This is a genomic window from Vagococcus hydrophili (assembly GCF_011304195.1).
Classification (GTDB): Bacteria; Bacillota; Bacilli; order Lactobacillales; family Vagococcaceae; genus Vagococcus; species Vagococcus hydrophili.
In genome coordinates this window covers 925,866-938,414 of sequence record NZ_CP049887.1, presented here as the reverse complement: position 1 = coordinate 938,414, position 12,549 = coordinate 925,866, and the positions used below count along the sequence as shown (strand labels likewise).

Here is a 12,549-nt window from a genome sequence, read left to right as displayed (position 1 = left end):
TGACAAAAGAAATCCAAGGTCATGAAGAGATGAATGATCAATTAATCGTACGTAGAGAAAAAATGGCGGAGTTACGCGAAAAGGGATTAGATCCATTTGGTACTCGCTTTGAACGTACTACTAATTCAAAAGAACTTCATGAAACATATGACAAACATACAAAAGAAGAATTACAAGAATTAGGTTTAACAGCGACAGTAGCAGGTCGTATGATGACTAAACGTGGTAAAGGTAAAGTTGGCTTCGCCCATTTACAAGACCGTGAAGGCCAAATCCAAATTTACGTCAGAAAAGATGCTGTTGGTGAAGAAGAGTATGATTTATTCAAACAAGCTGACTTAGGTGACTTTATCGGTGTAACTGGTGAAGTGATGAAGACAGACATGGGTGAAGTAACAATCAAACCAACAACGCTAACATTCTTAACAAAAGCACTCCGTCCATTACCAGATAAATATCATGGTTTAACAAATGTTGAGCAAAAATATCGCCAACGTTACTTAGATTTAACAAGTAATCGCGAAAGTTTTGATAAATTTGTTAAACGTAGCGAAATTATTCGTGAAGTCCGCAATTACTTAAATACAAATGGCTATCTAGAAGTAGAAACACCAACTCTACATAATATTGCAGGTGGAGCAGCGGCTCGTCCGTTTATTACTCATCACAATGCCCTAGATATGGAATTATATTTACGTATTGCTTTAGAGTTACATTTAAAACGATTAATCGTTGGTGGTATGGAAAAAGTGTATGAAATCGGTCGCGTCTTTAGAAATGAAGGAATCGATACAACGCATAATCCAGAATTCACGATGCTAGAAGTTTATACAGCTTATACTGATTACAAAGATATTATGAACCTAACAGAAGGTATCATTACGACTGCTGCGCAAAACGTTTTAGGAACATTACAAATTAAGTATGGCGAATTAGATGTAAACTTAGAAGGTCCATGGAAGAGAATTCATATGGTTGATGCCATCAAAGAGCAATCTGGCGTTGATTTCTGGAAAGAAATGACAGACGAAGAAGCACGTGCTATCGCGAAAGAACATGGTATCGAATTAGGAGAGCATATGGATTACGGTCATGTGGTTAATGAATTCTTTGAGAAATATGTAGAAGAAACATTAATTCAACCAACATTCATTTACGGACATCCAACTTCAATTTCACCATTAGCTAAGAAAAATGCAGAAGATGATCGCTTCACAGATCGTTTTGAAGTGTTTATAGTAGGAAAAGAATATGGTAATGCCTTTACAGAGTTAAATGATCCAATCGATCAAAGAGAACGTTTTGAAGCGCAAATGAAAGAAAAAGATTTAGGAAACGATGAAGCTCAAGGGATTGATGAAGACTTTATCGAAGCTTTAGAGTATGGAATGCCTCCAACAGGTGGTTTAGGAATTGGGATTGACCGCTTAGTAATGCTGTTAACTAACTCTCAATCAATCAGAGATGTCCTGTTATTCCCAACAATGAGATAAAAAAAGGAGAATTTTTTCTCCTTTTTTTTTCAATAAGAAAGGGCTTTATTGAAGGGTTTTTGGTTTAAAAATGACATCAGGTAATAAAAAAGTTAGAACGACGGGATTTAGGTTGTCAAAAACGAACTATTTAAACAAAAAACGATTTAAAGTTTGTGTAAAATAAAATAAAAAAAGTGTTGACGAAACGATGAATACTTGGTATATTAATACATGTCGCTGAGACAGATAAAAAAACAAATCGAAAGATAGTTTTTGTTTCAGTTAGATACAACCGTTGTTTATATCTAAAGATTCTTGTTAAAAGAGTTTTTAAAATAAATAACAAAATAAAATAAAAAAAGTGTTGACAAACTCTTAATAACTTGGTATGATATAAAAGTTGTTAAGGCAACACAGATTAGACCTTTGAAAACTAAACAAAGTAAGACAAACCAAATGTGATAGGGCGTTTCTATTATATAGAAACAAACCATATTTAGTGAAACAACATTCGCTAGCAAGTTTTAAAATTAATGAGCTAAACATCGCAAGATGTTAATCAACTTTTATTGAGAGTTTGATCCTGGCTCAGGACGAACGCTGGCGGCGTGCCTAATACATGCAAGTCGAACGCTTTGATTTTCACCGGAGCTTGCTCCACCGAAAATCAGAGAGTGGCGGACGGGTGAGTAACACGTGGGCAACCTGCCCAACAGAGGGGGATAACACTTGGAAACAGGTGCTAATACCGCATAATTTGTTTTCCCGCATGGGAGAATAATAAAAGACGCTTTCGGGTGTCACTGTTGGATGGGCCCGCGCTGCATTAGTTAGTTGGTGGGGTAATGGCCTACCAAGACCGTGATGCATAGCCGACCTGAGAGGGTGATCGGCCACACTGGGACTGAGACACGGCCCAGACTCCTACGGGAGGCAGCAGTAGGGAATCTTCGGCAATGGACGAAAGTCTGACCGAGCAACGCCGCGTGAGTGAAGAAGGTTTTCGGATCGTAAAACTCTGTTGTTAGAGAAGAACAAGTGGGAGAGTAACTGCTCCCGCCTTGACGGTATCTAACCAGAAAGCCACGGCTAACTACGTGCCAGCAGCCGCGGTAATACGTAGGTGGCAAGCGTTGTCCGGATTTATTGGGCGTAAAGCGAGCGCAGGCGGTCTTTTAAGTCTGATGTGAAAGCCCTCGGCTCAACCGAGGAAGGTCATTGGAAACTGGAGGACTTGAGTGCAGAAGAGGAGAGTGGAATTCCATGTGTAGCGGTGAAATGCGTAGATATATGGAGGAACACCAGTGGCGAAGGCGACTCTCTGGTCTGTAACTGACGCTGAGGCTCGAAAGCGTGGGGAGCAAACAGGATTAGATACCCTGGTAGTCCACGCCGTAAACGATGAGTGCTAAGTGTTGGAGGGTTTCCGCCCTTCAGTGCTGCAGTTAACGCATTAAGCACTCCGCCTGGGGAGTACGACCGCAAGGTTGAAACTCAAAGGAATTGACGGGGGCCCGCACAAGCGGTGGAGCATGTGGTTTAATTCGAAGCAACGCGAAGAACCTTACCAGGTCTTGACATCCTTTGACCACTCTAGAGATAGAGCTTTCCCTTCGGGGACAAAGTGACAGGTGGTGCATGGTTGTCGTCAGCTCGTGTCGTGAGATGTTGGGTTAAGTCCCGCAACGAGCGCAACCCTTATTGTTAGTTGCCATCATTTAGTTGGGCACTCTAGCAAGACTGCCGGTGACAAACCGGAGGAAGGTGGGGATGACGTCAAATCATCATGCCCCTTATGACCTGGGCTACACACGTGCTACAATGGACGGTACAATGAGTTGCGAGACCGCGAGGTTTAGCTAATCTCTTAAAGCCGTTCTCAGTTCGGATTGTAGGCTGCAACTCGCCTACATGAAGCCGGAATCGCTAGTAATCGTGGATCAGCATGCCACGGTGAATACGTTCCCGGGCCTTGTACACACCGCCCGTCACACCACGAGAGTTTGTAACACCCAAAGTCGGTGAGGTAACCTTTTAGGAGCCAGCCGCCTAAGGTGGGATAGATGATTGGGGTGAAGTCGTAACAAGGTAGCCGTATCGGAAGGTGCGGCTGGATCACCTCCTTTCTAAGGAATATTACGGAAATCACATGGTTGTACTTACTTTGTTTAGTTTTGAGAGGTTTACTCTCAGAAACATTGTTCATTGAAAACTGGATAGTTGAAGTTAGACATCAACATTTTTTTAACACACCGAGTTGATCAGTTTTATTATTAAAATTGTGATACATAAAATATTATTTAAATTAGCTATCGCTAGTTGATTTAAATAAACAAAGTCTAACCATTAGGTTAGAAAAAGGTTAAGTGAATAAGGGCGCACGGTGGATGCCTTGGCACTAGAAGCCGATGAAGGACGGGACTAACTCCGATATGCTTTGGGGAGCTGTAAGTAAGCTATGATCCAGAGATTTCCGAATGGGGGAACCCAGCATCTTTTATAGGATGTTACTTTCAAGTGAATACATAGCTTGTTAGAGGTAGACGCAGAGAACTGAAACATCTAAGTACCTGCAGGAAGAGAAAGAAAAATCGATTTCCTTAGTAGCGGCGAGCGAAACGGAAACAGCCCAAACCAACAAGCTTGCTTGTTGGGGTTGTAGGACTCAGCTGTGGTAGCTGTTGTGGATAGTCGAATCGACCTGGAAAGGTCAGCCAGAGCGGGTAAAAGCCCCGTAGACGAAATTGACAACACACCTATGAGTATCCTGAGTACGGCGGAACACGAGAAATTCCGTCGGAATCCGGGAGGACCATCTCCCAAGGCTAAATACTCTCTAGTGACCGATAGTGTACCAGTACCGTGAGGGAAAGGTGAAAAGCACCCCGGAAGGGGAGTGAAATAGAACCTGAAACCGTGTGCCTACAAAAAGTCAGAGCCCGTTAATGGGTGATGGCGTGCCTTTTGCAGAATGAACCGGCGAGTTACGATTGCATGCGAGGTTAAGCTGAAGAAGCGGAGCCGTAGCGAAAGCGAGTCTGAATAGGGCGAGTGAGTATGTAGTCGTAGACCCGAAACCAAGTGACCTACCCATGTCCAGGTTGAAGGTGCGGTAAAACGCACTGGAGGACCGAACCCACGTACGTTGAAAAGTGCGGGGATGAGGTGTGGGTAGCGGAGAAATTCCAAACGAACTTGGAGATAGCTGGTTCTCTCCGAAATAGCTTTAGGGCTAGCCTCGGAATTAGAATGATGGAGGTAGAGCACTGTTTGGACTAGGGGCCCGTCTCGGGTTACCGAATTCAGATAAACTCCGAATGCCATTCATTTATGTCCGGGAGTCAGACAGTGAGTGATAAGATCCATTGTCGAAAGGGAAACAGCCCAGACCACCAGCTAAGGTCCCCAAATATATGTTAAGTGGAAAAGGATGTGAGGGTGCACAAACAACTAGGATGTTGGCTCAGAAGCAGCCACCATTTAAAGAGTGCGTAATAGCTCACTAGTCGAGTGCCCTTGCGCCGAAAATGTACCGGGGCTAAACATATTACCGAAGCTGTGGATAGAACTTAGGTTCTATGGTAGGAGAGCGTTCTAAGGGCGTTGAAGCTAGATCGTAAGGACTGGTGGAGCGCTTAGAAGTGAGAATGCCGGTATGAGTAGCGAAAGACAGGTGAGAATCCTGTCCACCGAATGACTAAGGTTTCCTGGGGAAGGCTCGTCCTCCCAGGGTTAGTCGGGACCTAAGCTGAGGCCGATAGGCGTAGGCGATGGATAACAGGTTGAGATTCCTGTACCCGTTTGTTTTGTTTGAACAATGGAGGGACGCAGTAGGTTACAAGATCGCACTGTTGGATATGTGCGTTCAAGCAACAAGTCTTGGTAAGAGTCAAATGCTTTTACCTCTAAGGACAAGTTGTGATGAGGAGGGAAATTTAGTACCGAAGTCTTAATATCACACTGCCAAGAAAAGCTTCTAGTTAGAAACAAACGGCCCGTACCGCAAACCGACACAGGTAGTCGAGGAGAGAATCCTAAGGTGAGCGAGAGAACTCTCGTTAAGGAACTCGGCAAAATGACCCCGTAACTTAGGGAGAAGGGGTGCTGAACGCAAGTTCAGCCGCAGTGAATAGGCCCAAGCGACTGTTTATCAAAAACACAGGTCTCTGCAAAATCGAAAGATGACGTATAGGGGCTGACGCCTGCCCGGTGCTGGAAGGTTAAGAGGATGGGTTAGCTAGTAGCGAAGCTCAGAATTGAAGCCCCAGTAAACGGCGGCCGTAACTATAACGGTCCTAAGGTAGCGAAATTCCTTGTCGGGTAAGTTCCGACCCGCACGAAAGGCGTAACGATTTGGGCACTGTCTCAACGAGAGACTCGGTGAAATTTTAGTACCTGTGAAGATGCAGGTTACCCGCGACAGGACGGAAAGACCCCATGGAGCTTTACTGTAGTTTGATATTGAATGTTTGTAACACATGTACAGGATAGGTAGGAGCCGTAGAGCTCGGGACGCTAGTCTCGAGGGAGGCATTGGTGGGATACTACCCTTGTGTTATGACCATTCTAACCCGCGCCACTTATCGTGGCGGGAGACAGTGTCAGATGGACAGTTTGACTGGGGCGGTCGCCTCCTAAAAAGTAACGGAGGCGCCCAAAGGTTCCCTCAGAATGGTTGGAAATCATTCGTAGAGTGCAAAGGCATAAGGGAGCTTGACTGCGAGAGCTACAACTCGAGCAGGGACGAAAGTCGGGCTTAGTGATCCGGTGGTTCCGCATGGAAGGGCCATCGCTCAACGGATAAAAGCTACCCTGGGGATAACAGGCTTATCTCCCCCAAGAGTTCACATCGACGGGGAGGTTTGGCACCTCGATGTCGGCTCGTCGCATCCTGGGGCTGTAGTCGGTCCCAAGGGTTGGGCTGTTCGCCCATTAAAGCGGCACGCGAGCTGGGTTCAGAACGTCGTGAGACAGTTCGGTCCCTATCCGTCGCGGGCGTTGGAAATTTGAGAGGAGCTGTCCTTAGTACGAGAGGACCGGGATGGACACACCTCTGGTGTACCAGTTGTTCTGCCAAGGGCATTGCTGGGTAGCTATGTGTGGAAGGGATAAACGCTGAAAGCATCTAAGCGTGAAGCCCCCCTCAAGATGAGATTTCCCATTTCTTTAAGAAAGTAAGATCCCTGAAAGATGATCAGGTAGATAGGCTAGGAGTGGAAGTGCAGTGATGTACGGAGCGGACTAGTACTAATCGATCGAGGACTTAACCAAAGAAAAACGGTGAAGTAAAAAAAGATGTCTAACTAAAACATTCAGTTTTGAGTGAACAATCACTCAATTAAATAAAACGCACGTAAGTGTGGCGATGATGGCAAGAAGGATACACCTGTTCCCATGCCGAACACAGAAGTTAAGTTTCTTAGCGCCGAGGGTAGTGAGGGGTTTCCCCTTGTGAGAGTAGGACGTCGCCATGCTGTACGCGTTTTTTTTATTCGGAGGTTTAGCTCAGCTGGGAGAGCACCTGCCTTACAAGCAGGGGGTCAGCGGTTCGATCCCGTTAACCTCCATTTTAAAGAATGACGACTCGTTAGCTCAGTTGGTAGAGCATCTGACTTTTAATCAGAGGGTCACTGGTTCGAGCCCAGTACGGGTCATTTTTTTTGTAAAAAATAAGCCGGCTTAGCTCAGTTGGTAGAGCATCTGATTTGTAATCAGAGGGTCGAGGGTTCAACTCCTTTAGCCGGCACTTTAAATAAGCGGAAGTAGTTCAGTGGTAGAACATCACCTTGCCAAGGTGGGGGTCGCGAGTTCGAACCTCGTCTTCCGCTTTTATGAGTTCTTAGCCGGGGTGGCGGAACTGGCAGACGCACAGGACTTAAAATCCTGCGGTGAGTGATCACCGTACCGGTTCGATTCCGGTCCTCGGCATTTTAATAATATTTTTACAAGCGCCCATAGCTCAATTGGATAGAGTGTCTGACTACGGATCAGAAGGTTAGGGGTTCGACTCCTCTTGGGCGCGTTTTTAAGAATGATACGGGAAGTAGCTCAGCTTGGTAGAGCACTTGGTTTGGGACCAAGGGGTCGCAGGTTCGAATCCTGTCTTCCCGATTTTAAAGAAAAAAATTCTTTAAAAAATATTTTTAAAAAGTGTTGACAATCTTCTGACAACTTGGTATGATATAAAAGTTGTTAAAGCAACACAGATTAGACCTTTGAAAACTAAACAAAGTAAGACAAACCAAATGTGATAGGGCGTTTCTACTTAGTAGAAACAAACCATATTTAGTGAAATAACATTCGCTAGCAAGTTTTAAAATTAATGAGCTAAACATCGCAAGATGTTAATCAACTTTTATTGAGAGTTTGATCCTGGCTCAGGACGAACGCTGGCGGCGTGCCTAATACATGCAAGTCGAACGCTTTGATTTTCACCGGAGCTTGCTCCACCGAAAATCAGAGAGTGGCGGACGGGTGAGTAACACGTGGGCAACCTGCCCAACAGAGGGGGATAACACTTGGAAACAGGTGCTAATACCGCATAATTTGTTTTCCCGCATGGGAGAATAATAAAAGACGCTTTCGGGTGTCACTGTTGGATGGGCCCGCGCTGCATTAGTTAGTTGGTGGGGTAATGGCCTACCAAGACCGTGATGCATAGCCGACCTGAGAGGGTGATCGGCCACACTGGGACTGAGACACGGCCCAGACTCCTACGGGAGGCAGCAGTAGGGAATCTTCGGCAATGGACGAAAGTCTGACCGAGCAACGCCGCGTGAGTGAAGAAGGTTTTCGGATCGTAAAACTCTGTTGTTAGAGAAGAACAAGTGGGAGAGTAACTGCTCCCGCCTTGACGGTATCTAACCAGAAAGCCACGGCTAACTACGTGCCAGCAGCCGCGGTAATACGTAGGTGGCAAGCGTTGTCCGGATTTATTGGGCGTAAAGCGAGCGCAGGCGGTCTTTTAAGTCTGATGTGAAAGCCCTCGGCTCAACCGAGGAAGGTCATTGGAAACTGGAGGACTTGAGTGCAGAAGAGGAGAGTGGAATTCCATGTGTAGCGGTGAAATGCGTAGATATATGGAGGAACACCAGTGGCGAAGGCGACTCTCTGGTCTGTAACTGACGCTGAGGCTCGAAAGCGTGGGGAGCAAACAGGATTAGATACCCTGGTAGTCCACGCCGTAAACGATGAGTGCTAAGTGTTGGAGGGTTTCCGCCCTTCAGTGCTGCAGTTAACGCATTAAGCACTCCGCCTGGGGAGTACGACCGCAAGGTTGAAACTCAAAGGAATTGACGGGGGCCCGCACAAGCGGTGGAGCATGTGGTTTAATTCGAAGCAACGCGAAGAACCTTACCAGGTCTTGACATCCTTTGACCACTCTAGAGATAGAGCTTTCCCTTCGGGGACAAAGTGACAGGTGGTGCATGGTTGTCGTCAGCTCGTGTCGTGAGATGTTGGGTTAAGTCCCGCAACGAGCGCAACCCTTATTGTTAGTTGCCATCATTTAGTTGGGCACTCTAGCAAGACTGCCGGTGACAAACCGGAGGAAGGTGGGGATGACGTCAAATCATCATGCCCCTTATGACCTGGGCTACACACGTGCTACAATGGACGGTACAATGAGTTGCGAGACCGCGAGGTTTAGCTAATCTCTTAAAGCCGTTCTCAGTTCGGATTGTAGGCTGCAACTCGCCTACATGAAGCCGGAATCGCTAGTAATCGTGGATCAGCATGCCACGGTGAATACGTTCCCGGGCCTTGTACACACCGCCCGTCACACCACGAGAGTTTGTAACACCCAAAGTCGGTGAGGTAACCTTTTAGGAGCCAGCCGCCTAAGGTGGGATAGATGATTGGGGTGAAGTCGTAACAAGGTAGCCGTATCGGAAGGTGCGGCTGGATCACCTCCTTTCTAAGGAATATTACGGAAATCACATGGTTGTACTTACTTTGTTTAGTTTTGAGAGGTTTACTCTCAGAAACATTGTTCATTGAAAACTGGATAGTTGAAGTTAGACATCAACATTTTTTTTAACACACCGAGTTGATCAGTTTTATTATTAAAATTGTGATACATAAAATATTATTTAAATTAGCTATCGCTAGTTGATTTAAATAAACAAAGTCTAACCATTAGGTTAGAAAAAGGTTAAGTGAATAAGGGCGCACGGTGGATGCCTTGGCACTAGAAGCCGATGAAGGACGGGACTAACTCCGATATGCTTTGGGGAGCTGTAAGTAAGCTATGATCCAGAGATTTCCGAATGGGGGAACCCAGCATCTTTTATAGGATGTTACTTTCAAGTGAATACATAGCTTGTTAGAGGTAGACGCAGAGAACTGAAACATCTAAGTACCTGCAGGAAGAGAAAGAAAAATCGATTTCCTTAGTAGCGGCGAGCGAAACGGAAACAGCCCAAACCAACAAGCTTGCTTGTTGGGGTTGTAGGACTCAGCTGTGGTAGCTGTTGTGGATAGTCGAATCGACCTGGAAAGGTCAGCCGGAGCGGGTAAAAGCCCCGTAGACGAAATTGACAACACACCTATGAGTATCCTGAGTACGGCGGAACACGAGAAATTCCGTCGGAATCCGGGAGGACCATCTCCCAAGGCTAAATACTCTCTAGTGACCGATAGTGTACCAGTACCGTGAGGGAAAGGTGAAAAGCACCCCGGAAGGGGAGTGAAATAGAACCTGAAACCGTGTGCCTACAAAAAGTCAGAGCCCGTTAATGGGTGATGGCGTGCCTTTTGCAGAATGAACCGGCGAGTTACGATTGCATGCGAGGTTAAGCTGAAGAAGCGGAGCCGTAGCGAAAGCGAGTCTGAATAGGGCGAGTGAGTATGTAGTCGTAGACCCGAAACCAAGTGACCTACCCATGTCCAGGTTGAAGGTGCGGTAAAACGCACTGGAGGACCGAACCCACGTACGTTGAAAAGTGCGGGGATGAGGTGTGGGTAGCGGAGAAATTCCAAACGAACTTGGAGATAGCTGGTTCTCTCCGAAATAGCTTTAGGGCTAGCCTCGGAATTAGAATGATGGAGGTAGAGCACTGTTTGGACTAGGGGCCCGTCTCGGGTTACCGAATTCAGATAAACTCCGAATGCCATTCATTTATGTCCGGGAGTCAGACAGTGAGTGATAAGATCCATTGTCGAAAGGGAAACAGCCCAGACCACCAGCTAAGGTCCCCAAATATATGTTAAGTGGAAAAGGATGTGAGGGTGCACAAACAACTAGGATGTTGGCTCAGAAGCAGCCACCATTTAAAGAGTGCGTAATAGCTCACTAGTCGAGTGCCCTTGCGCCGAAAATGTACCGGGGCTAAACATATTACCGAAGCTGTGGATAGAACTTAGGTTCTATGGTAGGAGAGCGTTCTAAGGGCGTTGAAGCTAGATCGTAAGGACTGGTGGAGCGCTTAGAAGTGAGAATGCCGGTATGAGTAGCGAAAGACAGGTGAGAATCCTGTCCACCGAATGACTAAGGTTTCCTGGGGAAGGCTCGTCCTCCCAGGGTTAGTCGGGACCTAAGCTGAGGCCGATAGGCGTAGGCGATGGATAACAGGTTGAGATTCCTGTACCCGTTTGTTTTGTTTGAACAATGGAGGGACGCAGTAGGTTACAAGATCGCACTGTTGGATATGTGCGTTCAAGCAACAAGTCTTGGTAAGAGTCAAATGCTTTTACCTCTAAGGACAAGTTGTGATGAGGAGGGAAATTTAGTACCGAAGTCTTAATATCACACTGCCAAGAAAAGCTTCTAGTTAGAAACAAACGGCCCGTACCGCAAACCGACACAGGTAGTCGAGGAGAGAATCCTAAGGTGAGCGAGAGAACTCTCGTTAAGGAACTCGGCAAAATGACCCCGTAACTTAGGGAGAAGGGGTGCTGAACGCAAGTTCAGCCGCAGTGAATAGGCCCAAGCGACTGTTTATCAAAAACACAGGTCTCTGCAAAATCGAAAGATGACGTATAGGGGCTGACGCCTGCCCGGTGCTGGAAGGTTAAGAGGATGGGTTAGCTAGTAGCGAAGCTCAGAATTGAAGCCCCAGTAAACGGCGGCCGTAACTATAACGGTCCTAAGGTAGCGAAATTCCTTGTCGGGTAAGTTCCGACCCGCACGAAAGGCGTAACGATTTGGGCACTGTCTCAACGAGAGACTCGGTGAAATTTTAGTACCTGTGAAGATGCAGGTTACCCGCGACAGGACGGAAAGACCCCATGGAGCTTTACTGTAGTTTGATATTGAATGTTTGTAACACATGTACAGGATAGGTAGGAGCCGTAGAGCTCGGGACGCTAGTCTCGAGGGAGGCATTGGTGGGATACTACCCTTGTGTTATGACCATTCTAACCCGCGCCACTTATCGTGGCGGGAGACAGTGTCAGATGGACAGTTTGACTGGGGCGGTCGCCTCCTAAAAAGTAACGGAGGCGCCCAAAGGTTCCCTCAGAATGGTTGGAAATCATTCGTAGAGTGCAAAGGCATAAGGGAGCTTGACTGCGAGAGCTACAACTCGAGCAGGGACGAAAGTCGGGCTTAGTGATCCGGTGGTTCCGCATGGAAGGGCCATCGCTCAACGGATAAAAGCTACCCTGGGGATAACAGGCTTATCTCCCCCAAGAGTTCACATCGACGGGGAGGTTTGGCACCTCGATGTCGGCTCGTCGCATCCTGGGGCTGTAGTCGGTCCCAAGGGTTGGGCTGTTCGCCCATTAAAGCGGCACGCGAGCTGGGTTCAGAACGTCGTGAGACAGTTCGGTCCCTATCCGTCGCGGGCGTTGGAAATTTGAGAGGAGCTGTCCTTAGTACGAGAGGACCGGGATGGACACACCTCTGGTGTACCAGTTGTTCTGCCAAGGGCATTGCTGGGTAGCTATGTGTGGAAGGGATAAACGCTGAAAGCATCTAAGCGTGAAGCCCCCTCAAGATGAGATTTCCCATTTCTTTAAGAAAGTAAGATCCCTGAAAGATGATCAGGTAGATAGGCTAGGAGTGGAAGTGCAGTGATGTACGGAGCGGACTAGTACTAATCGATCGAGGACTTAACCAAAGAAAAACGGTGAA

At 46.8% G+C, this 12,549-nt stretch carries 1 protein-coding gene, 7 tRNA genes and 5 rRNA genes; all 13 read left to right on the top strand.

Going from position 1 to position 12,549, the window contains the following annotated elements; translation table 11 throughout:
- Positions 1-29: 29 nt before the first annotated feature.
- A complete protein-coding gene (gene lysS / locus G7082_RS04570) occupies positions 30-1,493 on the top strand; it encodes a lysine--tRNA ligase (protein ID WP_166036019.1) in 1,464 nt (487 codons plus the stop codon).
- A 547-nt stretch (positions 1,494-2,040) separates the two neighbouring features.
- Positions 2,041-3,601, top strand: a 16S ribosomal RNA gene (locus G7082_RS04565).
- Positions 3,602-3,835: 234 nt separating this feature from the next.
- Positions 3,836-6,746: ribosomal RNA gene (locus tag G7082_RS04560) — 23S ribosomal RNA — on the top strand.
- Positions 6,747-6,833: 87 nt separating this feature from the next.
- Positions 6,834-6,949, top strand: a 5S ribosomal RNA gene (gene rrf, locus G7082_RS04555).
- A 20-nt stretch (positions 6,950-6,969) separates the two neighbouring features.
- Positions 6,970-7,042: transfer RNA gene (locus G7082_RS04550), tRNA-Val, on the top strand.
- A gap of 14 nt (positions 7,043-7,056) precedes the next feature.
- Positions 7,057-7,129, top strand: a tRNA-Lys gene (locus G7082_RS04545).
- 19 nt (positions 7,130-7,148) lie between these two features.
- Positions 7,149-7,221: transfer RNA gene (locus tag G7082_RS04540), tRNA-Thr, on the top strand.
- 10 nt (positions 7,222-7,231) lie between these two features.
- Positions 7,232-7,303: transfer RNA gene (locus G7082_RS04535), tRNA-Gly, on the top strand.
- Positions 7,304-7,317: 14 nt separating this feature from the next.
- A tRNA-Leu gene (locus G7082_RS04530) sits at positions 7,318-7,403 on the top strand.
- 20 nt (positions 7,404-7,423) lie between these two features.
- A tRNA-Arg gene (locus G7082_RS04525) sits at positions 7,424-7,497 on the top strand.
- A 15-nt stretch (positions 7,498-7,512) separates the two neighbouring features.
- Positions 7,513-7,586, top strand: a tRNA-Pro gene (locus G7082_RS04520).
- 243 nt (positions 7,587-7,829) lie between these two features.
- A 16S ribosomal RNA gene (locus G7082_RS04515) occupies positions 7,830-9,390 on the top strand.
- Positions 9,391-9,625: 235 nt separating this feature from the next.
- Positions 9,626-12,535 (top strand): 23S ribosomal RNA (locus G7082_RS04510).
- Together the 16S, 23S and 5S rRNA genes with 7 tRNA genes alongside form the textbook arrangement of a ribosomal RNA operon.
- The last annotated feature ends 14 nt before the right edge of the window (positions 12,536-12,549 follow it).